Genomic DNA, 22979 nt, shown 5'->3' with positions numbered 1-22979 from the left:
CGAAATTCTTTAAAAATAACAAAAGGTCAATTTCTTAGAAATAAAGCGAGAAAAGCGCACAGGATCCAGAAGTGAAACCTATCCTGCTAAAACGACCGGAAAACTTTAGAATTTCACGAAATTTTACGCGATCTTCGGAAGAGTAAAGTAAAACGTAGCGCCTTGATTTACGACACCTTCGGCTTGAACCTTTCCGCCGTGACGTCGAATAATACGCTCTACAATGGCTAAGCCTACTCCAGTGCCTTCGAAATCCTGATTCGAATGCAAGCGCTGGAAAACTTTGAACAGTCTATCGGAGTATTTATCATTGAATCCGGCGCCGTTATCCTTTACAAAATAAGTATCTTCTCGCAATCCTCGCCGACAACCGACTCGAATTTTAGGTTTTTCTTTTTTAGAGGCGTATTTAAAAGCGTTTGAGATAAGATTTACCCAGACTTGACGGATCATAGATAAGTCTCCAAAAGCGGCGGGTAATTCTTCGATATTTAAATCATATTCAGTATTTGGATAAACATTTTTTACGGTTGCAATAACTTCCTTTACCAAATCTAGCATATTAATATTTCGAAATTTAGCCTCTAATTTCGTAACTTTATGGAAGGAGAGCAAGTCGTCTACAAGGTTGGCCATATGCGCCGCAGTGGATATTATCACATTTACCATCCGCAAACCTTCCGCATCCAACACGCTTGAATAATCTTCTAAAACAAATCGAGCGACACCTTCTATCCCTCGAATGGGCGCTCGCAAATCGTGTGAAATTGAAAAGCTAAACGCTTCCAGTTCTTTATTCAGATTCTCTAAATCATCGACAGATTTTTTTAGCTTAATAAAATTCCTCGCCCTTGCTAGCAACTCTTCGGGAGCAAAGGGTTTAAGTAAATAGTCCTGACCACCGTCCTGCAATAAACGAATTCGTAGAGTGTCCTCCGTCTTCGCGCTTACGAGAAGAATCGGAGTTTTCATCAAATCGGGCACGGTGCGCAATTCGCGAACCATATCCTCTCCGCTCATAATGGGCATCATTACGTCGGTAATTATGAGATCAGGAACAAGTTGGATTGCTTTTTCCAACCCGTCTTTCCCGTTCACTGCCAAGCTTACGTTGAATTCCGCTTTCAAAGTTTCATAGATATATTCTCTCATTTCGGAATTATCTTCAACGACTAGAACGTGAGGAAGATTTCGATTTACGACTCCCGTTCCTTCTATTTCTGAAAGACGCCTAAATTCCTGTAGCGTTCCTAATACGGTAGCTTCCGAAATTTCGCTATATTTGTCCGTTGAAACGAAAGAGGAAGTCGGGGCTTTTAACGGTATCCGAATGTCAAAAAGAGCTCCTCCTCCGGAATTTTCCGATACCGAGATTCTTCCTCCGTGTAGATCCACGAAGTCCTTTACAATCGAAAGCCCGAGACCCGTTCCTCCGAATGATCGAGTGTCTCCATTGTTCACTTGGCGGAATCTCTCGAATATCGCATCGCGAAGCGAATCCGGGACTCCCGGTCCGTTATCCGAAACTATAATATTAGCAAAATCTTCTTTCGCGTTTAAAAGACAGTTTACTTTTCCGCCCGCCGGTACGAATTTGAAAGCGTTGGAGAGAAGATTTAGCAGGATTCTTTCGACTTTTGCCGGATCGACTTGTGCCGATAGAATGTTAGGGCCTTCTACGAAATATGAAATGGACTTTTCTTTGGCGACTGAATCGAAATGGGAAGCGACTCTTTGTAGCAACTTGGATAAATCGATTTCCGAATATTCGACGTTCATTTTACCGGCTTCCACTTTCGACACGTCGAGCAAATCATTAACGTGTTTTAACAAGGTTTGCGCGTTCCTTTCGACCACTTCCAAATCGGATCGATATTTATCAGGGAGGTCGTTCTTATTCAATAACTTTCGAATAGGTGCAAGTATCAATGTCAATGGAGTTCGCAATTCATGGCTTACGTTCGCAAAAAATTGGGATTTCAACTGATTCATTTCGTTCAATCGTTTATACAATTGCTGAAGTTCTTTTTCTCTTTGAGATAACTCCTCGTTAAAGTGCAGTAATTGTTTGTTTGCCTTTTGAACTTCTTGCGCCCTTAGATAGATTTCCGATTCCATCGAAGCCGTTCGGGACAATAGCTCCTCCGCTAGCCGATTTTGCTGATTTCCTAAATCCTTGAGTTTAACGAATTCGGTCACGTCCTCCACTCGATGTATAATATAGATCAGGTTTCCGGAAGAATCCAAAACCGGCGAATTGACGGGACTCCAGTATTTCTCCTCGAAGCCTCCACCTTCCGATTCGGGAAGTTGAATATCGTATTTTTGGACCGCCATGGAATTCGGAGCCTTATCTTCCAATACCCTTTTCAATGAATCGCGTAGATTGCTCACACCCGTTGCAGTGGGATCGGATGGATTGTCGGGAAATACGTCGAATACTCCGCGACCTAATATCGCCTCCCGTTCGGTCTTGGTAGCGGCAAGATACGCATTGCTGACCGCAACTATCGAGAGTCCGGGATCCAATACCAAAAACAAACCGGGGATGGATTCGAAGAGCAGTCTAAAATCAGGATTCGAGTGCAAATGGAGTCTCCAGCGAAATATTACAAGAGTGATGACTCGCTAAAAGAAACTAAATATTATATACTTCTCTCTTATTTTCAAGAATTTTAATAGGTAACGACGATCCTCCGAATCTTTTTGAATACGAAAATTTATTGACAATATGTCTAAAAATGAATTTAAAATCGGATTCGATTCGGGTAATAAAAAACCGCTAAGTCCTGTATGCAGGATTAGCGGTCGATTTTAAAAATTAAGATATAAAAAAATCGATCTGCATCAGAATCGAATCAATTTATTTTTTATATTCCCGAATCGCGGAAAATACTTCCTCGAGTTCCGAATCGGTCATATATGGGAATAAAGGGAAATTCAAGACGGAGGAACAGATTCGTCCCGTTCTATGCTCTTTTCCGAATCTACCTTTGATATACGGTTTAGCGCCTTCCTGGTCGCTCATAGCTCCCGGATAAATATTACCAAAACCGATTCCTTTTGCTTTTAAGACATCCTGAATTTTAGGTCGTTCGGACGGATCGAACAAAGTCACATTACAATAACCGTTTTCAAAAAAGTCTTTCGGAGGACGTATTACGTTTACGCCTAATCCGGGTAGGACCTCGTAATATTTATCTGCGGCCTTTCTCCTAGATGCGATTCGGGCATCCAAGAAGGGTAAGCTCAAGTTTAGAAAACCCGCCTGTAAAGTATCCATGCGTGAGTTCCAGCCCACGTCGCCGTAACCGTAATGCGAGGTCCTTCCATGATTTGCCAGCATACGAACTTTCGCGCCGAGCTCCTCGTTATTCGTAAAGACGGCTCCGCCATCCCCGGCGCCACCTAAAACTTTCGCAGGATAAAAGGATGTCGTACTAATTACGGCGTCCTTGTATATCGATTCTCCCTTGTATTTAACGCCGAAGCATTGAGCTCCGTCTTCCAATAGAGGAATTTCCTTAGATTTACAGAGTGTCCGGAAATCCTCCAAGCGGGAGCTCCCCCAACCGTAAAGATGAACGATGATAGCTGCTTTCGGTTTTACTTCTTCCAGGGCTTTTTTAAATTCTTCAAAATCCATTTGAAGATCGACGGGATTCGTATCAACGGTCGCGGGATTCGCGCCCACATTAACGACCGCTTCGAAAGTGGCCCAAAACGTTGAATCGGGAATGAGGACAGTATCTCCTTTTCCGACTCCAAGCGCACGCAAAGCCAACTGCAACGCGTCCGTTCCGTTTGCGCATGCGACGGAGAATTTTGTTCCGGTTGCAGCGGCTAAATTTTTTTCCAAGGTCGAGACTTCATCCCCACCGATAAAAGAAGCGTTTTTACTGAGAGTCTTGACTTTTTCTTCCCAAGAATCAAGAAGCCCCGGTTCAAAACGCTTTATGTCGATAAATGGTACGCCCATGTGATCTCCTTCGAACAGCTTTAGATCCATAGCGGAAAAAGCAATTCTTTTGAGACTGCATTACTTGCGGTTTCGTTTTACAGCCGATACCGGCTTACTTTTTTTCGTTTTCTTTGCGGCGACCGTTTTCGAGTTCATATAAGGAGCCAAAACTTTCGGATCAAACACTAACTTCTCCACGTCCTCGAATTTCGAAACGGGAAAGAACTCCATCCCTTTCTTCACATAATCCGGGATTTCATCCAATTGCGGTTGATTGTCTTTCGGAAAAATAATTCGATGCACTCCGACTCTCTTCGCAGCCACGACTTTTTCCCGCAGCCCTCCGATCGCTAAAACTTCTCCGGTTAACGTAAGTTCTCCCGTCATACCGAATCCTAGTTTAATTCTTTTTCCTATCGCTAGAGATAAGATAGCGGTAGCCATAGTGATGCCTGCACTAGGGCCGTCCTTGGGCGTAGCTCCGTCAGGAACATGTAAGTGAATCGTTTTATCCGTAAAGAGATCTTCGGAACCTAAGAAATTCTTAATAAAACTTAAAGCGATATTGGAAGATTCCTCCATCGATTTTCCGATCATACCCGTCAGCATGATACCGCCTTTACCCTTGACGAATACAGCTTCTATCAATAATGTCGCACCTCCCACCGAGGTCCATGCCAGTCCCAACGCGGTACCGGGAACGGTAGGTTTGGTCATTCGATCGTCTACGTATTTAGGAACTCCTAATAAAGATTCGATATCCGTCGAATGAATGGTCTTAGGATATTTTTGACCTTTTACGATTTGTAAAGCGATCTTTCGGGCAAGCTTATCCGTTTGCTTTTCCAATCCTCTCACTCCGGATTCGCGGGAGTAATGATCGATCATCGTCACAACGGCAGTTTTGTCCATTTGGATACCGTAAGGTTCAAGTCCATTCTTCTCCAATACCTTCTTCCAAAGATGTCTGGAAAAAATCTGCACCTTCTCGTCGGTGATATAGCCGGAGAGATTGATGATTTCCATACGATCCAGCAGAATTCTGCTGATGCTATCCAACGTATTGGCCGTCGCTATAAAAAAGACCGAGGAAAGATCGAAAGGAAGATCCAGATAATGATCTCGAAAAGTCTTGTTTTGCTCCGGATCCAATACTTCCAATAATGCGGAAGCCGGGTCCCCTTGCATACCGACCCCGAGTTTGTCGATTTCATCCAAGAGAATAACGGAATCTTTTTCCTTCGTGATCCGAAGAGCCGTAATGATCTTACCCGGCATCGACCCGATGTAAGTCCGACGATGACCTTTAATCTCCGCTTCGTCTCTCATACCGCCGACGGAAAAGCGAAAGAATTTGCGACCCATCGCCTCGGCGATCGATTTTGCAATGGATGTTTTACCGACTCCCGGCGGGCCGACGAACAAGAGTATGGATCCTTTCTCGGTCGGTTTCAATTTTTTTACTGCAAGAAATTCTAATATACGTTCTTTAACGTCGTCCAATTTATAATGATCTTTATCCAGAGTTTTGCGGGCTTTTTCAAGATCGATCTCTCGCATAGGAGCTGGCTCCCAGGGAAGGCTCTCCAAAATATCCAAATAATTTCTAATTACGTTATAGTCGGCGGTATTCTGATCGGTGTAGAGAAACTTTTCCATTTCCCGTTCGACTTCTTCGATCACTTCCGGGTCAGCGGGGACCGCCTTTAATCTTTCCAGAAATTTCTCGTACTTCTTCTCGTATTTATCCTCTTTAAGACCTAATTCGGTTTGGATCGCCTTTAGTTGTTCCCTTAGGAAAAATTGTCTTTGTTGTTTATCGATCTTATCCTGGATATTTTCCTGGATCTCCCGTTGCAAACTGACGAGCTCGATTTCTTTTCTCAAAAACAGAAGTACTTTCTCGATCCGATCCTTTAGATTGATCGCTTCGATAACGGATTGGTAATCCGCTTTTTCTATATTCAAAATACTGCATACGAAGTCGGCCATTTTCCCCGGCTCGTTGACGTTCAGCATAGTAAGTTTCATCTCTTCCGTAAAAAGGGGATTGTTCTGAGCCAATTCTCGGGTCATTACCAGAAGTGTCCGCATCATGGCCTTGATAGTATTTTTCGGAGCCCCAGGATCCTCTTCGGGATAAGAAACCTTTGCAACTAGAAGAGGCTCGGTGGAAACGAAGGACTCCACTTTAAATCTTCTTACCGTATTAATTAGGATATTAATGGCGTCGTCGGGAAGGTTTACCTTTTTCAGAATTTTAGCGACGACTCCGTAGGCATAAATATTTTCCTCGGTATTCTTTTCGTGCTCCTCATCGATCAATAGGACCAATCCTATGAAGGAGTTCCCCCTGAGAGAATTTTCGACGGCTTTGCTGAACTTTCCACCGGGAACGATCAATGGCGTGATGATTCCGGGAAAGACTGGACGGGCTTTAATCGGAATAAGAAAAAGCTCGGGAGGTAAAATTGCATCTACCGGAACAATATGGCTTTCCAATTCATTCAATTCGTCGATCGGTTCCAAGTTATCTCCTTTTTCAGGCGGTACGACTACTCGTTCGTTCCGGCCTTGTCCAGAATCTCACAGTGTGCAAGATTCTTAAACCATTCTTTTAGTCTAAGAAAATAGCATGAAAGCAATCCAATTTCGGAGTTTTGGCGGACCGGAAGTTCTCGAGTATTTGGACCTCCCTGATCCTGTTCCCTCAGAAGGGGAAGTACTAGTTAAGATTATTGCTTCCGGAGTTAATCCTTCCGATTGGAAGATTCGCGAAGGAAGATTTCAATCTCGTATGCCGAATACTCTCCCGATTATTCCCGGATGGGAGTTTTCCGGAATCGTGATCGGCAGGGGCTATTCGGCCAGAGAGTTCGAAATAGGTGACGAGGTATTTTCGTTTTGCCGAAGACCTTGGATTCAAACGGGATCTTACGCGGAGTTGATCAGTCTTCCTGAAACCTATTTAGCCCGTAAGCCCCGATCCTTAACCCACGAAGAAGCTGCAGGAGTTCCTCTCGCGGGAATGACCTCCTTCCAATGCTTGTTTCAAGCGGCCAATTGCTCTAGGAATGATTTAGTCTTGATTTTAGGTGCAAGCGGCGGAGTCGGGTCCTTCGCCATACAACTCGCAAAAAACGCGGGCGCCAATATCGTCGCAGTAGCGAGCGGAAGAAACGAACAATATCTAAGGACTCTCGGCGCAGACGAATTCATCGATTACTCCTCGATAGATTTTAGGAGCGCCTTTATCGAATCGCATCCGGAAGGAGCCGATCTCGTTTTAGACTTCGTAGGAGGAGAGACTTTTGCCCAAGGTTTAGCCTGCATTAAACCGGGAGGCAATATTGTTTCGATCATCGTTAACGATTTTCCTTCTAACGGAAATTTCCGGACGTCGTATGTTTTCGTAGAACCCAATTCAAAACAATTATCGGAACTTGCCAGATGGGCAGATTTGGGAAAGCTCAAAGTGCATATCAGTGAAATCTTTACGCTGGAGAACGCGCGACTCGCGCAGGAAAGAATCTCGCAATTGCACACGAGGGGAAAAATAATTCTGAAAATATGATCGATCAAAGATTCATTTTTTTATAACAATTGCTATTTATTATGGCTCGCCGTAAGGAACGGATTGACTTTTCTATACTCTTGGAAGAACATAAATAACTTTCTCATGCAAAGCGAATAAATAGAAAGTCTAAAACTAAATTCCAAAAAAAGATAATTAGATACGGGTAGGAAGAGTTTACTCTCATGAAAATAGATAGAATCATCATCGGGGCATTGGCAATTTGTCTAACGGCAGTAAGTTGCAAAACGAAAAACGATAATAACAAAGAAATCGTAGAACTCGCTTTAGCTGTCGCACTCTATAACCCTTACGAAAAAATCACCCCAACCGCAGGGACAATTTCGATTACGGGAGCAAGTTATACCAACCGAGCGTACAGTCCTTCTTGCACAGGAGTGACGGGAAATACGACCTTCGATTTCTTTCGCAAAAAAATCGTGGATAATAATACGAAACTCTTAATCAATTTCATGGGCGGAGGAGCCTGCTGGGACGGATCCAATTGTTTTGGAAATAATACGACCACCTATTTCAACCAATTGAACGCGGTCCCCGACCTATTCGTGAAATTCGCGTTCCGTGGAATTATGAATGAGACCGCTCCGAGCAACCCTTTTAAAAATTACGACGTGGTCTTTATTCCATATTGTACCGGAGACTTGCATATTGGTCATGCGAACACGGTTTACGTGAATCCGTTAACCGGCACCAACGTTACCATTAATCATTACGGTTACGATAATGTGCTTTCCGTATTGAAGTACATTCAGCAAAACTATACGAACGTGCAAACAGTATTCGTCACTGGACAAAGTGCGGGCGGTTACGGAGCCATATTAAATTATCCTGTTGTTCGGGAAACGATCAAGGGAATCAACGCTAGCGCACAAGTTAGTATGCTATCCGATGCGTCGAATGGAATCGTACCTGCATCAGGAACACCGGGCGCGTTCTTCCCTAAGCTAGCCTCTAAATGGGGAGTGGAGGCCGCTCAAAATTTACCGACCTGGGTGACGGGAATTCAAACCGATTATACTTCGAATGCGGCAAACAACGCGTCGATGAACGATTACTTTACCAAAGTCGCAGCATTTTATAGTGGCGATAGATTAGCACAGTACACGGCGATCTTCGATTCGAACCAACGTTTCTTCTATAATGTGATGGGCCAGATCAATCGAATCAACGGAGTCGGCGCTGCTCTCGCTTATTCGGATTCGGCCACGGCGGATCCATACGATGTAGGACGGACCTACTCCACGATATTCGGAGACAGCGACGGTACGTCCCTTTCCGACGGAACTTCCGCTAGTGCGGCCGACTTTACGACTTGCGACTGGTCAAAACAAGCGATTTCAAAAATGAAAACGGTTGCCGCAGCCAGAACGAACTATCGTTATTATTTAGGTCCGGGTGATGTTCACACTATCACTACTTCCGATACTATGTTCACACTTTCCAGCGGGGGCACCGACTTTACCACCTGGCTCACCAATTTTGCTACGGGATCAATGCCGGCCAACGTAGAATGCAGCGATAATAGCGGTTCCTGCGTTTTGACTAATTTGGTTAATAATACGGTGGAAAGAAATCTTGGGCAGGTAACTTCGGACCAATCGTATGGTCTATCGCGGAATTTATACACCGCTTGCGGTGGTTTCGCAGGATTAGGATTGTAAGAAAGGAAAAGAAAAGCATCTCTTATGCTTTAGGCGAGAGATGCCATATACCTTAAATGCTTATTTTCAAAATCAGCAATAATCGATGCAGAAGTACGAAGATCATTGTCGCGACTTTCGAAATTTCAAATCGACTGAATGACTAAATCCATTATTTTCCCGAAAACTTTCCGGATATCATCTCGAGCATCTTCGTCAGGTAGAACTTTATGGTTCCAAATTTTCAGTCCAAAGCGAATAAAGAAATTATCCAGAAACTCGCTTTCAATATGAGTTTTCATTAACGTGCGGGAATTTTCCCGATCCCATCGCAGCACAAAGTAAGATCCTTTCCCGCCGTTAGCCTTCACCAGTGTCTCGGTAAATTCATGAATGATGGATTGCAAATTTCCCGGAATAAAAAGATTGATCGCCCAGCTCGGAGCCAAATAGGCAAATGCGCCGCTAACTTCGAATTTTTCTATCTTGGTTAGCTTTAAATTCAGTACGCCCGAATTTGCGGTATTAGAAAATCGTCCTAACAGTTGAATATCATCGTTTTCTAATAAAAGTCCGTATAAATTCGCCTCGATGGAAGCCTTGACTAGAAACGGAAATTCGGTTAGAGAGGCTAAAGAAAACGAATCCTGAGGATAAAAATTGCCCTTACCGTCGAAAGGGATAACTTTTCCGTCCTTGGTGAAGAAGCGCAATTTCATCTCGGCCTTTTTGGATTCGATGGCAAATTCTAATAAAGTTTTCCCTTGTAGATTAGTAAGCTTTGCCTTAATCCATCCCAAATATTTAATATCGTCTAAATATTCCCCCAAATCCGTGAAGTCATGCGTCAGCGTTTGTTCTATATTTCCTTCAAAGGAGAACTCAGTAAGTCCGTGAATTTTCCCGTCTTTATTCACTTTGACGAGCGAATTTAAACCGAAATAGTAGTTCATAAATTTTGCAAGTGCCGGAAAAGATGCCGCAAAATCGTCCAGGGCTTTTCTGGCCTCGGGATCTTTTATCTTTCGAAAGAAGCCCGTAGCAGGAGCATGAATAGAACCGAGATTGTGCGCATCCAAAAACTTTAATCCCGAATCCATCGCGTTGATCCCATGCTTATGAGTAAAGGGACCTAGATGAGTTAGAATATCCAAATTTCCCGAATATGAATTCCCTCCATAATTCGGGCTTGAGTTGTGTTTCATTGCAAACTCTGCGGAAAAATCTCCGAACTGGGCAATGGGTACCTCCTTCATCCGAATCGGTTCTAAGCTGACTCGATAACCGTCTTGCGCGAACTTTCCTTTATAGGTTACGAAATGAGTTCCGTTGTCTTTCTGCATGAACTCCGAATTATATAAATTTTTTAATTCGAACCTTTCCAACGACCTATCGAGATATTTGTGAAATTCAACCGCTCTTCCGTCGTATTTGTTCTTAAGAGCCGCTATTTTTAAAAATTGGAAAAACTGTCGGGAGATATTCCTTCCGTCCGGACCGATCGAGTCCGGAATTTCCCGCAAAGAGAAAGTAGCCGATAATGACCCAGTAATTATTAGAAGAAACAGTAGTAAGTAATAACGATATGTTTTGCTCCGCTTATCGTTCCCGTCTCGCTTGGCTGAAAAGAGCATAATCCCGGTTCCCCTTTTTATAAAACAATTGTTCCAAATAGAATAATCGCCGCTTCCCTAACTTTATCGAGAGACTGGCGGATGTCAAGTGTATAGCGATCGCTACAATCCTGGAATTCATGAAGAAAACTAAACATAAACGGACACTAAGTTTTCACGTAACTCTACAAATTCGTATCAATGGCAAAATTTTAAATCTTCGATTCCTTATATTCATTCGATTCTACTTTCCCCTAAGCCGTCGGTTTAGATAAAATCAATCGAATAGCTAATTTTTGAAAGTTAAAACCGTATATTGTTCCATTGCCACTTCGCTTAAGCGATTAATAAAGAACATGAAGATAAATTGAGACTCTACTAAAAATTTCTGGCGGGAAGTTAGAGGTACTATAATATGCTCTACTTGTGACGGATTCGATAAAGGATTATTTCGAAATCTCAGCAGAGAGGGTTTTTTAAAATGACTTGGTATTCTCATTTAGGTTTAAAAATCAAACTTACGCTTTTATTCTCTTCCCTTCTCTTGCCAATCATCGTGATCCTAACTCTATCTCTAATAAATTCCTCCTCGCGAATCAGAGATATCGAAACGATCCATAATGATCGACTCGTTCCCTTAAAACAGTTAAAGACGATCTCCGATCACTATGCGATTTCCATCGTGGACTGCGTACACAAGGTTCGGAGTGGAACCGTCAGTTATGAAAAAGGAATCGACAATTTGGATTTAGCCAAAAAGGAAATTACCGAAGAGTGGAACTCATATTTAGCAACTAATTTGGTCCCCGAAGAAGTCGAGATTATAAAAGAATTAAAGCCGCTATTTTCGGGAGCAAATGAAGCGACCGAGGAAGCCAGGAATATTTTTGTCTCGGAAAATAAGCAAGCGTTGGATGAATTTGCGGATCGTAAGATGTATCCTAAAATCGATCCTGTAACCGAAAAGATCGACATGTTAATCAAAGTCCAATTAAGAATCACCGAAAGAATATATGCAAAGGCAGAACGAGAATACGAATATAGCTTAACTGTGTTCCTGACGATTTCGATCGCGACGATCGCATATATTATAATTTCTTCAATTACTTTCTCTATTCGTTTAGTGCGAGGACTTACAATCGTAACTACTTCCATCAAAGACGCCGATTTTAGTCGGCCGATCGATGTGAAAGAAGATCATCGAAACAAAGATGAGTTGCATCTGCTTTTAATCGCCTTTCGGGAATTTCAGGAGAAAGTTAAAAATATGCTTTCGACCATTTTTTCCTTTTCCGAATCGATATTAATTGCCTCCGAAGAACTTTCTAAATCAAGCGATTATCTATCTGAAAATGCGCAGTCCGAATCAGCCTCGGTCGAGGAAATTTCGGCTTCCGTAGAAGAGATTAGTGCAGGCATGGAGCAGGTTACTAAGAACGCGGAGGAACAATACTCTTCCATTTCTTCTTTTGCCGGAGAAATGAGAGAGTTAGAATCGCTTATCAATCGGGTCGGCGACGGAGTGCGGGAATCCTTGTTAAGAATTTCGGAGATGTATTCTAAAGTGGAAGCGGGTAGGAATACGATGGGGAATTTATCGACCAGCATGGGAAAGATAGAAAGCAGCTCCGTGGAAATGAGATCGATAACTGCAATCATCAAGGAAATCTCCGAAAAAGTAAATCTGTTGGCTTTAAACGCCGCGATAGAGGCGGCTCGAGCAGGAGATCATGGAAGAGGATTCGCGGTCGTAGCCTCGGAAATCACTCGTTTAGCGGAACAGACTGACGACAGTACAAAAACGATCGAAGAGCTGATTAGAACAAGTAATGAAGAGATAGAATCGGGAAAGGGATTCGTAGAAAACTCGGCCAAAGTTTACGTCGGAATCATGGATGGATTGAAATTCGTAAAAGAGTCATCGGACAACATCGTCGAGATAATGAAGTCCCAACAGGAAAAGAAGGAAACTATCCGAGACGGAGTCAGTCAGGTCGATTCCAAATCCGCCGAGATAAGAGTTTCCGTTAAAGAACAAAAAGTCGCGATCATCGAGACGGCAAATGCGGTTTCCAGCATTTCGATCACTATCCAAAGCAGCGCGGCAAATTCCGAAGAAATTGCCAGTAGTGCTTCCAGTTTGTTGAATATAGCAAAAAACTTAAGGGAAACTATGAGTTTTCTAAAGGCCTAAAATTTCGCTTATCCTGATTCTGGTGGACCGTCCGGAACATGACTCGTATCTGTCGTGGCTTCGATTTTTTTTACGATATAAAAAACCGGAAAATGTAATATAAGGTCCCACGTTAGGGAGAGAAAGATAACAATCAGGATCAAAAGCAACCCGAAGAACGATGATAAGAAATTCGGAAAAGAAGATAGAATGTACAATACGAAGAAAGGCACGAAAAACACCAAGTAGGACGTCCAAGCGGCCTGGATATAATCCGCTCTACGCAAATATTTTCCGAAAGACAAAATTCCCTGAACAACGCTTATTTTAGCGATCAGCACCGGAACTAGAGTAAACAAAACCAAGCCTATAGCGAATGGAAGCAGAATGTATAACCTTTCAAGTTCGGGAGGCAACGGAGTTTTTGGATCCTTAACGTAACTTTCCAAATACGGTTTTAATTGCGGACCGACAAACGGACTAGCCGCAAAATCGACGATAAGGACGACAACCGCACTAAATACGAGCATCAGGAAAAAAAACTTCAGATAGCTTCCTAACGTTGTTTGTTTATCCGACTCCATGTTTGCACGAATTTCATACCCGTTTGCCGCGTAAGTTCCGATTAGCCCGACAAAAATCGCCGCAAGGGCTAATACTGCCAAAGCGTTTCCTCCTTGCAGCATAGGCTGAATATACATAGATGAAATTAATAATAACGATCGAACAGTTATGATGTTTCTTACTTTTCGAAGGTTCGTGATATATTGAAAATATTGTTTAAGCATTTATGCAAAAGCCTCGATTATGGTTTCGATTCCGCTCGCTTTCGATCCATGCTCCGAAGATAAGCGAATACGGGGAGAGCGTAAAGGAATTCGTAAAATAACGCTGGGATCGAATACACGACGACGGCAGTTCGGCTATGTTCATAAACCGTTTCCAACTGTGACGCATCTGGAATTCCCGCAAGAGCGAAGGATAAAACGTACGACCCCAAACTGACGATAAGCGTAAGTAGCCAACTGAGTAGGAATTCACGATCCTTTATCGCATCGCGTAAATTCGTCCAGCCTGGAAAAACTTTTAAAGCGCCGACCTGCACGGAAAATAGAAACGTAATAATCGGAATCACGACGACCATAATCGAAAAAGCTCGAATCGCTTGAATCGTCGTTTTTTTTCCTACCGCCTCGTCGGGAATGTCCCTAGTCGCACCGACTCCGAATAAGGAAAGTACGAAGGAAAAAATAACGAAGCATAAAACTAATATCAGTATGAGACCCATCACCCGAAGTAGAAATAGAAAAAACTCTTTCATGGTTACCGGACTTTCTGGATCCATATCCTTTCGAATCAAAAAAAAAGTTCCGATTAAAACGAATAACTGAACGGTCTGAGCTAATGAAAATAGGAAATTCGAGCGATCGACTCCCTCACCATTTAGAAGAGAACTAAAAATGATAAACGAAGTATAACTTATGTAGGCGGAAAGAATCACTCTGATTACCCAAAAAAACCAAAAGGTTCGAAGGGTTAAAAGGTAATCCTTAAATTCTAGGAAAATTCTCATCCTGTTTTCCTTTCTGAATACGTAACGATCCCAATCGATACGTTTCCGGGAAAACACAATTCTTCAAAATAAGTCGAAAAAACTCTCTCGGGAAAAATGTAAAATCAGGGAGAAATGATAAAGCGTATCGGATTTCCTTTGCGATCTTCCAAATCACGGAGTCCTTCGTTAATATCGTCCAGCTTGCGAACGTCGGTGATAGACTTAGTCAAATTCAGCTTTCCCTGCATATACAAATCGATTAATTCCGGAATCGCTCTACGATCGGATCCGTACGAACCTGCGATCGTAATCTGTTTTTCGATGATGGAAAATGGAATCGCAAAAGTTAACGGCTCTCTTCCGATTCCTACTAAAACCATTCTTCCGCCCGAATTCATTGCACGAAGAGATTCTTGGATATTTGAATATTTTCCGGAAAAATCGGCCAATAAATCCACGCCTTTGGTGATTTCCTTTAAGGTCTTACCCGCATTTTTGACTTCGCGTAAATTTATCACCTCGTTTGCTCCGTAAGCAAGAGCATTGTTAAGCGCACCTCGATCCACATCCAGCGCGATCACATTTCCGCTAGTAAGTGCGCGAGCAATTGCGACTGCATGAATTCCCAAGCCCCCGCAGCCGAAAATGGCAACGGTATCTCCATCCTCGATCTGACCGCGAAACTTGATGGCATTGTACGGCGTGGAAACAGCGTCGGCAAGAATCGCTCCTTGCTCGAACGGAATAGCATCGGGCAAATGATAGAGATATCTTTCTTCCACGACATTGTATTCCGCAAAGCTTCCTGCTCGATCGAAACCGAATACGCCCAGATTCTTGCAGAGATTCTCGCGACCATTCAGACAATGAACGCATTCGCCGCAACTCGTTCCGGCCGCAATCACAACTCTATCACCTTTTTTGAATTTAGTAACGCTTTCTCCGATTTCTTCCACCACACCCGAGGCTTCATGTCCCGGAATTTGGGGATAATGGCTGCACTTTAACGTTCCATGTAAAACCAAATGTATATCCGAACCGCAAATCCCGCAGGCTCTGATTTTCACTTTGACGGAGGTAGGTTCCATCAACGGAACGGAAACTTCCTTGATATCTAAAGATCTTTTTCCGGATTCTAAGACTGCGGCTTTCATTTCAAACTCCAAGTACGACGCTACGTAGAATAGAAGAGCGAAGCGCTAGGTCAAGGGAATATCATTCACAAAAAGAAAGAACATATAAATCGTTTGGCGTCGAAACCGTTTACCGATATTTTCGATCCGTCGTTTTAATAAGACTTATCGCTGTTCGTTAGGTTGCATGATTTAAACGGAAGCGATTTACTCCTTGTCCGTGTTTGGACTCGTTTTTCCATGGTATCAATCCGCATTTTCCGCAAAACGGAGCCTATTCATGTTAGAAGATCAACTCTATCGACAAATCAAAGCTAGTCAAAACGGCCAAGATTGGCATCATAAAAACTGCTTCGGTTGCGGTCCTGAAAACCCGAAAGGTTTGCATGCAAGTTTCCCTTTCCACGAGCCGACCGGAGAAGTCCGATTTAGTTTCGTTATGGAAAAAGGATTCGAAGGTGCACCGGGTTATACTCACGGCGGCGCACTCGCCACATTAATGGACGAAGCTCAAGGAGTCCTTTGTTTTCATTTAGGTCATTTCGTAATGACCGATCAGTTGTACATGCGATATCTGAAAGCCTGTCCGTTAGGCGCGGAGATAGAGGTACGCTGTTGGGTTACGATGGTTCGTAGAAGAAGATTATACACGAAAGGAACGGTTCATCTCAAGAAAACCGGGGAGCTTCTTCTTTCTTCCAAAGCTCGTTGGTATGATATGCCCGAGAAAGTCTTTGCTAGAATGTTCCAAGGTACAGTGTTTCCTGTTGAAACTATCTCGAAAGTTTTAGAGGAAAACCAGAAACGAGGAAAGGAAATCCGAAAACGATTAAGGAAGGAAAAAGCAAAGCAACAAGGGCAAACGCTCGAAAACGCTTAACTGTTTCAAAAGCGTAATTCGTTTCCCATCTACGATTAGGAGAAATTGTATGGACTATTCTTGGAAAATATATGCGCTTACGACAGTTGCTCTTTTCTTAAAGTTGTTAACAAACTCGATCATTCAAGGCTATTATCGCTTAAAGACGAAATCATTTACGATGGCGGAAGACGCCGCGTTCTTTGCCAAATCCGAACCCACCAAAGAAGATAACCATATTGCAGTTCTTGTCCAAAAAATCTTCCGAAACGATTTGGAGAATATTCCGATTTTTTTATTCTTGCTGATCGGTTACATCCTACTCAATTCTTGGGCGGAAGGTACCGCCGCCTACGCATCCCTGTTTGTTTTTTCCAGAATTGCGCATACGATCGCTTATCTAAAGCAAGCACAACCTTGGCGACATTTGGCTTACGACCTAGGAATCGCAGTGATGTTTGCGCTCTCAGGACACATAGTTCATTCGGTTCTGACAAGTATTTAGGTTGAAAAACCGATTCTGACAACGAGTTCTAGACGAGTTTATCTTTTGCTAATTCGGTCGACTCCGAATCGAGTCTAATCCGGTATAGAGGAGAATACCATTGATCGATTTATATACGGCTTCCACGCCGAATGGCCGAAAAGTTTCCATAATGTTGGAAGAAATAGGAATTCCATATACGGTCCATCCCATCGACTTGAACAAATTGGAGCAAAAGGAAGAATGGTATTTAAAAATGAACCCGAACGGAAGAATTCCTACGATTGTCGATCGTGACAACGGAGATTTTATAGTCTTTGAATCCGGAGCGATACTGGTTTATCTTGCCGAAAAGACGGGGAAGTTCCTGTCTAAAGATCCGAAAGAAAGGTCGGTTGCTATGCAATGGCTGATGTTTCAGATGGGGGGCATTGGTCCTATGCAAGGTCAGGCCAATTTCTTTCTAAGATCGGCACCCGAAAAAATTCCATTTGCGATCCAAAGATACCAAAATGAAACCAAACGGCTGTATTCAGTATTGGAGCGCCGCTTGCACGAGTCTGAATTTCTGGCCGGTAAAGAAATATCGATCGCGGACATCGCGACCTGGCCTTGGGTTGCGGGACATACTTGGGCCGAAGTTTCTATTGATGAGTTTCCGAAAATAAAGGACTGGCTAGAGAAATTAGGAGCACGCCCGGGTTTTGTTAAAGGCAAGGATATTCCTGTCAAAAAATAAATTCGATAGACCGTAAGTTACAATCGATATCCGACGCGATCTTCGTTTCCGTAAAAAACGGTTTCAAGTCGGATAAGCGATTACCGTAGTTTAAGATAATGATTCGATGCATCACCGAATTTCGCTTCGCTTATACGGTAGATAAACGAAGACGAAATTTTATCGTCTGGAAGAGTCGATCGCAGCCCCAACCGTAGCGGAAACGAAGAGAATTACGAAATACCTAAGTCCGATTTGAATAAAATAATCGGGTAAATTCATCTTAGACATCGGAATAAGAATCAACATATCCAATCCCAAATTTTCCAATAACCAAATGACGCCGATGATTGTGAAGGGTCTCAATGCGGGAAGAGTAACACGTTTCGAAAGTAAAAATAAGAAATAGCAACCCGTCGCATTTCCGACTAAAATCATCACAGTCTTAAACAGGAAAATGTCCGTCTGCAGCTTACCTTCCGGAGTATAAAATCCAAAAGCGACGACGAACGGGATCAGCCAAACCAAAAAGCCGAACAAGAAAACTCTTACGATGATATTTTTCAAAACATCAACCTCCTAATCGCACAATAATGAACCTATATCCCAGGAAGTGTCTATAAAAATTCATCATTTAGGATGGGAAGGTAAGATGACTTTAAACGTAGTTTTACCTACTCTCGACTCCACTTCTATTTTACCTTTATGACTTTCCACAATCTTTCTGCAGATATCAAGTCCTAGGCCGCTTCCCTCCCCTTTTGCCTTTGTGGTAAAAAAGGGTTCGAAGATTTTATCCTGTATTTCCGGCGGAATGCCAGGACCATTGTCGGTAATTAGTACGTTCAAATAATTTCCTTCTTTTTGGGTTTCGATTTCTAACCGACCCTTATAGGAAATCGCTTGGAAGGCATTATTAATCAAGTTAGCCCAGACTTGCGTTAATTGATCGGCCTGCCCGTAAGCTAAAGAAGGTTCCGAAAATTTTCGGACAATTTCCACTCCATGTTTTAGTTTATTATAATATAATGTAAGAACTAAATCGAGCTGCTCCGGAACATTAACTTCCGAGGCGCCTGCGTGATCCTGATATACGTATGTTTTCAATGCGCGGATTACCTGCGAAGCCTTGTGTGCAGCCTCTCGAATAACGTTACTTTGTCGGAAAATACCGGACAAATGAACCGCATTTGCGACTACGAAATGAAACCTTTCCTTCGGAACGTCCTTAATGATTTCCGGCAGGTCTTCCAGATGAATACCGAGTTCCGCTAGATTATCCGATAAAGAATCAGTTTTGGAAAACCCCGAAGCTTTTAATCGATCGCGGATCGCTTTACGCTTTCTTCGTTCCTCGATCGAGTCGTAAAATTCGGGAAGTATGCTTCCCTTTGAAAATAAATTTCTCCAAAGTTTTTTTTCGATTTCGTCGAATCGGGAATATTCCGCTAGAAACGATTCCCATCCTTCCCGAAAGACACTTTGGATGCCTTCGTTTGAGGATATGATCGCTCCCAAAGGCGTATTTACTTCATGAGCGATGCCGGCGATCAATTGCCCCAGGACCGCCATTTTTTCCGACTGGACCAATTGCGCCTGAGTCGATTTTAATTCCAAAAGAGCGGATCTTAAGTTTAGATTCGTATGTTCGAGATAATTATTGCTTGCATTAAGCTGCTCGGTTCTAAGTAAAACCTTCATTTCCAATTCTTCGTTGAGTTTTCGAATTTGCTCTTCGGATTTCTTTCTCTCCGATATATCCCTCACAATAGCTTGCAATAAACGTTTACCGCCCACTGTCACGGAGTTAAGAGTCACTTCCGCGTCGAAATTCGTTCTATCCTTTTTACAATGAAGCCATTCGAAAGTCTGGGGCTTGCCGGCAAACGCTAAGCTGATCTTGTCAGCCGCTTTTTCCAACGAAAAGGTTCCATCAGGTTGAAACTCCGGAGAAAAATCGACGGGAGAATGTCCGATAATATCTTCTTTTTGACATCCGAAAATTTCTTCCGTCTTTCGATTACATTCTAGAAAGAATCTTTCATCCATTAGAAAAATTGCATCCCCGGCGGCTTCGAATAATGCTCTGAATTTCAGCTCCTTTTCCCTAAGAGCTCTTTGCATCTCGATCCTTTTTGATAGATTCCTTGCGAGTTTCTTCTCGGTATTTTTTCTTTTTGTAATATCTTCGAAAGTTAAAACAACTCCGTTTATGCGATTGAAATAGTCAAAGATCGGAGCGGCTCTCAAGGCGATCTGAATGGTCATTTTGGAAACGGTCGTGAAATAAGGACCTTCGTATTGCTGAGTTTTGCCCGAAAGCGATTTCTCCAAGATGGCGATCATATTCTTATCTTTTAAACTTAAGAAAGAAACGCCTATTAGATCGGCCCTTGTCGCTTTAAGAATTTGAAGAGTAGCTTCGTTCACATCCGCGATTTTACCTTCGCGATTCAAGAGAATAAAACCTGTCGGCGACTGTTCGAAAATTGCGCGGTAAAATATCTCTAATTCCCGGTCCACGTAAATAGTCCGATATGAGTCCTTAAGAACTTTCTACCTTACTCTAACATTCACTCGGTCCGCATCCAGCTTAATTTTTTTCGTTTCCGAAGATCGGGAACGGCAATAACTTCTTTTTTAAAAATCAATTCGACAATCTTTTGTCATAATGAGAGTCTAACCCTCATGGCAAATGCGAAACGCGTTTTATTGTCTCTACTTTTATTCTCTTTTCCTCTACTGACCTGTTCGGGAGGAGAAAAAAATCATAGCGGTCCGAGACTCCTAAAACCTGTCGAACTTATTTTACCCGAATCGACTCCGATCGTTTTCGTCCCGGGATATAAAGGCTCGGAATTAATTTCTTCTAAAGGAAAAGTTTGGTTAAGCCCTTCGCAAGCTCTCGCATTCTCTTCGCCCGACCTTATCCTGCGCGAAAACGATGAAATTCAACCGGGCGACGTCTTGCGTTCAGTTACGGCAATACCGGTCTTATTAGACGTAAAAGTTTACGCGCCTTGGCTGGATCGAATGATCTCCGAAAAAAATTGGATTCCTTATGTTTTCCCTTATGACTGGAGAAAGGATAACGGAGATACCTCCTCTCAACTCGAACTCTATTTGGCCCAAATAAAGAAAAGCAATGACGGCAAATCCCCCGTCATTATCGGACATAGTAACGGTGGCACTCTCACTCTGAGCGTTTTAAACCGTCGACCCGATTTGATTGCTAAAGCGGTGTTCGTAGGCGCCCCTTTTCGCTCCGGAATCGGATTTATGGAAGATTTAACTTTAGATCAATCAACCGGACTGAACGGAAAAATTATGGGCCCCTGCGTCGCGTCTTCGTTTATCAGCGTGTATACTTTCTTTCCTCGTGAATCCTCATTTGATACTAAGGACGTTTTACAAAATAAGAATGGAGAATCCCTTCCGACCCGCTTCTTCGAAGCCTCTTTTTGGAAAGAACATGAGTTGGGAGTTTTTAGTAAAACTGCATCCTGCAATCCTGTCCCTACCTTAACCGAGTTTCAAACCCGTTTAGATAAAGCGAGGTCGTTTCGAGATTCCTTGTCTCCTAAAAAAGGGACAAAGTATCCGCCGGCCCTGGTAATTAGATCTACGAATCGACCTACGTTACGCGTTTTACTGGGTTCCAAAGACGCGCAAGGATGGACTTGGGATTTCCGCGCTTCCAAAAGAGTAAATGGGGATGGCCGAGTTACCGCAGAGAGTGCGTTGCCGCCGGAAGGGCTACCGTACGAGCTCTTTGAATCCGAACTAGGACATTCCGAATTATTAAACGATCCTAAAGTACAATCCAAAATTTTGGAATTTAGCGGATCGAAACTATAAACAAATTAGCGTTCGATTCTTAAGTAAAAGAATTCGTTTTTCTTACAGTTACTTTTATTTTTTATTAAAAAAGGTAACCTACTCTTGCTTAATATCAAAGTTTCGGATGTCTGAATTCGACATTGTGTCTCGTCTATCTATCTTAAGTTTAAGCAAAAATCGAAGCAAATCACTCGTTAAATTTATTGCTAAAGTTACGGAAAATGGACTACCAACACATTGATCATCGAGATTTAAACTTTCTCCCGAATCGCGAACAAAGATTCCAAGCAATCAATACCTACCTTTTAAATCAAAATCTATATATTAAAAAAGAGCCCTTCTTTTTCGAAGCGATAATTACGGCATGCTTTGAGAATGAAGATAAAATTCTCGTCAACATCCCCACAGGCATAAGCCTAACAAAAGGAAACCCTTTATCCTTTTTCAAAGCGTTCTCGAAATACATTCAATTAGATTGCGTTTACGAAGGAGAGGCGGAGGATTATAACTATTATTTCAGGCTGAAGGGCTTGGGCATCGCGACCGCGGCCAGGAAGGAAGAAAGAATGCCTGTACCGGTTGAGGTCGGATTTGCTAGCAATATTCTTACTTACAAATCATTTACGGATCCCGAGAAGTTTAAAATTCCGAATATAGTTAACGAAATTTTCGCAAAATACCAGGAACGATTACAAAACGGCCGATTCGAGCACGTAAAGGTCCAAGTTTTTAAACAGAGTCAAGATGCGAAATTAGAAATCGTCAGAAAAACCATGAAGACCCTTTTCATAGAAGATACTTCCAAGATCGAAAGTTTCCGGTCCCAGGATCCATCTCTACTAAATTTCGAAGGCGAAGTAAACAATCATCTTCCGGTGATTATGCAGAGATATAAAGATGAAGGTATCAAATCCGAATTAATTCTTCCGATAATCTATAAAGATCATCGTAATGAACCCGTTTCCTTAGGAGTCATTTGGATAAAAAATTCCGATCGTAGAATTGATAAAGAAGAGTTGCCCGAGCTACGATCTTTCGCGGAAGAAATCGTGGATATTATAAGAAGCTGGAATACTTTTCGAACTACGGCTTCGTACAAAATTATGGATATTTCACGTACAGGTATGTGCATTAGAATTCAGGAAAGGAAATTGATCGAAACCTTACCCAAAAGACAAAAGCTCGAATTGGATATCCTGTTCAAACGCCAAAAACCGCTTCCGGTCACTGCAACAATTCGGTGGTGGAATAAGGACGAAAAAGGTTATTTATATCTGGGACTGGAATTTGAGAACCAGGCGATCAAAGAAGTCGAAAGAAAAAGATTAGAGAAAAACTTAGACGTATTGAGCCAACAGTATAAAAGACTAATGAGCTTACGTGCCTCCTGAAATGCAGCTCCGCCTAA

At 42.6% G+C, this 22979-nt stretch carries 17 protein-coding genes; 8 read left to right on the top strand and 9 right to left on the bottom strand.

Features of this window, described 5'->3' with window-relative positions; translation table 11 throughout:
* Positions 1–123 precede the first annotated feature (123 nt).
* The 3 genes from lvrA to lon form a co-directional block, all read right to left on the bottom strand.
* On the bottom strand, positions 124–2589 hold the full coding sequence (gene lvrA, locus LEP1GSC050_RS15535) for a hybrid histidine kinase/response regulator LvrA (RefSeq protein ID WP_010568659.1): 2466 nt from the start codon (positions 2587–2589) through the stop codon (positions 124–126).
* Positions 2590–2863: 274 nt separating this feature from the next.
* Positions 2864–3979 carry a DegT/DnrJ/EryC1/StrS family aminotransferase gene (locus LEP1GSC050_RS15530; RefSeq protein WP_010568658.1) on the bottom strand — a complete coding sequence of 372 codons (1116 nt, stop codon included), beginning with the start codon at positions 3977–3979 and terminating at the stop codon, positions 2864–2866.
* Positions 3980–4039: 60 nt separating this feature from the next.
* Entirely contained in the window at positions 4040–6490 is a 2451-nt protein-coding gene (gene lon / locus LEP1GSC050_RS15525) for an endopeptidase La (RefSeq protein ID WP_010568657.1), read from the bottom strand.
* 106 nt (positions 6491–6596) lie between these two features.
* Between lon and LEP1GSC050_RS15520 the strand changes: the two genes are divergently transcribed.
* A complete protein-coding gene (locus LEP1GSC050_RS15520) occupies positions 6597–7535 on the top strand; it encodes an NADP-dependent oxidoreductase (protein ID WP_010568656.1) in 939 nt (312 codons plus the stop codon).
* A 185-nt stretch (positions 7536–7720) separates the two neighbouring features.
* Positions 7721–9217: a pectin acetylesterase-family hydrolase gene (locus LEP1GSC050_RS15515; RefSeq protein WP_010568655.1), complete on the top strand. Its 1497-nt coding sequence runs from the start codon at positions 7721–7723 to the stop codon at positions 9215–9217.
* Between the two features lie 125 nt (positions 9218–9342).
* Here the strand turns inward: LEP1GSC050_RS15515 and LEP1GSC050_RS15510 are convergent, their stop codons facing one another.
* Positions 9343–10830: a hypothetical protein gene (locus LEP1GSC050_RS15510; protein ID WP_010568654.1), complete on the bottom strand. Its 1488-nt coding sequence runs from the start codon at positions 10828–10830 to the stop codon at positions 9343–9345.
* A gap of 460 nt (positions 10831–11290) precedes the next feature.
* Here LEP1GSC050_RS15510 and LEP1GSC050_RS15505 point away from each other — a divergent pair, with 460 nt between their 5' ends.
* Positions 11291–13003 carry a HAMP domain-containing methyl-accepting chemotaxis protein gene (locus LEP1GSC050_RS15505; RefSeq protein ID WP_010568653.1) on the top strand — a complete coding sequence of 571 codons (1713 nt, stop codon included), beginning with the start codon at positions 11291–11293 and terminating at the stop codon, positions 13001–13003.
* An 8-nt stretch (positions 13004–13011) separates the two neighbouring features.
* Here LEP1GSC050_RS15505 and LEP1GSC050_RS15500 read toward each other — a convergent pair whose 3' ends face one another.
* The 3 genes from LEP1GSC050_RS15500 to LEP1GSC050_RS15490 form a co-directional block, all read right to left on the bottom strand.
* Entirely contained in the window at positions 13012–13770 is a 759-nt protein-coding gene (locus tag LEP1GSC050_RS15500) for a hypothetical protein (protein ID WP_010568652.1), read from the bottom strand.
* A gap of 17 nt (positions 13771–13787) precedes the next feature.
* Complete coding sequence (locus tag LEP1GSC050_RS15495; RefSeq protein WP_010568651.1) at positions 13788–14555, bottom strand: hypothetical protein; 768 nt, start codon at positions 14553–14555, stop codon at positions 13788–13790.
* Between the two features lie 104 nt (positions 14556–14659).
* Positions 14660–15691, bottom strand: a complete 1032-nt coding sequence (locus LEP1GSC050_RS15490) for a zinc-binding dehydrogenase (protein ID WP_010568650.1) — start codon at positions 15689–15691, stop codon at positions 14660–14662.
* 259 nt (positions 15692–15950) lie between these two features.
* Here LEP1GSC050_RS15490 and LEP1GSC050_RS15485 point away from each other — a divergent pair, with 259 nt between their 5' ends.
* The 3 genes from LEP1GSC050_RS15485 to LEP1GSC050_RS15475 all read left to right on the top strand — a co-directional run bounded on the left by LEP1GSC050_RS15485 (position 15951) and on the right by LEP1GSC050_RS15475 (position 17752).
* Positions 15951–16550 carry a PaaI family thioesterase gene (locus LEP1GSC050_RS15485; RefSeq protein WP_020987531.1) on the top strand — a complete coding sequence of 200 codons (600 nt, stop codon included), beginning with the start codon at positions 15951–15953 and terminating at the stop codon, positions 16548–16550.
* A 49-nt stretch (positions 16551–16599) separates the two neighbouring features.
* Positions 16600–17034, top strand: coding sequence for an MAPEG family protein (locus tag LEP1GSC050_RS15480; protein ID WP_010568648.1), 435 nt, complete (start codon positions 16600–16602; stop codon positions 17032–17034).
* A gap of 100 nt (positions 17035–17134) precedes the next feature.
* The gene (locus tag LEP1GSC050_RS15475) at positions 17135–17752 is read left to right on the top strand and encodes a glutathione S-transferase family protein (protein WP_010568647.1); all 618 of its coding nucleotides are present in this window, start codon (positions 17135–17137) and stop codon (positions 17750–17752) included.
* A 159-nt stretch (positions 17753–17911) separates the two neighbouring features.
* Here the strand turns inward: LEP1GSC050_RS15475 and LEP1GSC050_RS15470 are convergent, their stop codons facing one another.
* Together LEP1GSC050_RS15470 and LEP1GSC050_RS15465 are read right to left on the bottom strand one after the other, a co-directional pair.
* Positions 17912–18298 carry a hypothetical protein gene (locus LEP1GSC050_RS15470; protein ID WP_010568646.1) on the bottom strand — a complete coding sequence of 129 codons (387 nt, stop codon included), beginning with the start codon at positions 18296–18298 and terminating at the stop codon, positions 17912–17914.
* A 63-nt stretch (positions 18299–18361) separates the two neighbouring features.
* Positions 18362–20254: a PAS domain-containing sensor histidine kinase gene (locus LEP1GSC050_RS15465; protein ID WP_010568645.1), complete on the bottom strand. Its 1893-nt coding sequence runs from the start codon at positions 20252–20254 to the stop codon at positions 18362–18364.
* 165 nt (positions 20255–20419) lie between these two features.
* On the opposite strand from LEP1GSC050_RS15465, the gene LEP1GSC050_RS15460 reads away from it, so the two are divergent.
* Together LEP1GSC050_RS15460 and LEP1GSC050_RS15455 are read left to right on the top strand one after the other, a co-directional pair.
* Positions 20420–21589 (top strand): esterase/lipase family protein, encoded by a 1170-nt coding sequence (locus LEP1GSC050_RS15460; RefSeq protein WP_010568644.1) that lies wholly within the window; start codon positions 20420–20422, stop codon positions 21587–21589.
* A 203-nt stretch (positions 21590–21792) separates the two neighbouring features.
* On the top strand, positions 21793–22962 hold the full coding sequence (locus tag LEP1GSC050_RS15455; protein WP_010568643.1) for a PilZ domain-containing protein: 1170 nt from the start codon (positions 21793–21795) through the stop codon (positions 22960–22962).
* The last annotated feature ends 17 nt before the right edge of the window (positions 22963–22979 follow it).

The organism is Leptospira broomii serovar Hurstbridge str. 5399, from assembly GCF_000243715.2.
Classification (GTDB): Bacteria; Spirochaetota; Leptospiria; order Leptospirales; family Leptospiraceae; genus Leptospira_B; species Leptospira_B broomii.
The sequence above is the reverse complement of the archived record's forward strand: the minus strand, read 5'-3'. Positions and strand labels throughout refer to the sequence as shown.

Coding starts and splice junctions, on each gene's coding strand:
- LEP1GSC050_RS15530 (WP_010568658.1), bottom strand. CDS start 3,979: ATGGGCGTACCATTTATCGACATAAAGCGTTTTGAACCGGGGCTTCTT.
- LEP1GSC050_RS15480 (WP_010568648.1), top strand. CDS start 16,600: ATGGACTATTCTTGGAAAATATATGCGCTTACGACAGTTGCTCTTTTC.
- LEP1GSC050_RS15455 (WP_010568643.1), top strand. CDS start 21,793: ATGGACTACCAACACATTGATCATCGAGATTTAAACTTTCTCCCGAAT.
- LEP1GSC050_RS15485 (WP_020987531.1), top strand. CDS start 15,951: ATGTTAGAAGATCAACTCTATCGACAAATCAAAGCTAGTCAAAACGGC.
- LEP1GSC050_RS15520 (WP_010568656.1), top strand. CDS start 6,597: ATGAAAGCAATCCAATTTCGGAGTTTTGGCGGACCGGAAGTTCTCGAG.
- LEP1GSC050_RS15495 (WP_010568651.1), bottom strand. CDS start 14,555: ATGAGAATTTTCCTAGAATTTAAGGATTACCTTTTAACCCTTCGAACC.
- LEP1GSC050_RS15510 (WP_010568654.1), bottom strand. CDS start 10,830: ATGCTCTTTTCAGCCAAGCGAGACGGGAACGATAAGCGGAGCAAAACA.
- LEP1GSC050_RS15515 (WP_010568655.1), top strand. CDS start 7,721: ATGAAAATAGATAGAATCATCATCGGGGCATTGGCAATTTGTCTAACG.
- LEP1GSC050_RS15500 (WP_010568652.1), bottom strand. CDS start 13,770: ATGCTTAAACAATATTTTCAATATATCACGAACCTTCGAAAAGTAAGA.
- LEP1GSC050_RS15460 (WP_010568644.1), top strand. CDS start 20,420: ATGGCAAATGCGAAACGCGTTTTATTGTCTCTACTTTTATTCTCTTTT.
- LEP1GSC050_RS15490 (WP_010568650.1), bottom strand. CDS start 15,691: ATGAAAGCCGCAGTCTTAGAATCCGGAAAAAGATCTTTAGATATCAAG.
- LEP1GSC050_RS15505 (WP_010568653.1), top strand. CDS start 11,291: ATGACTTGGTATTCTCATTTAGGTTTAAAAATCAAACTTACGCTTTTA.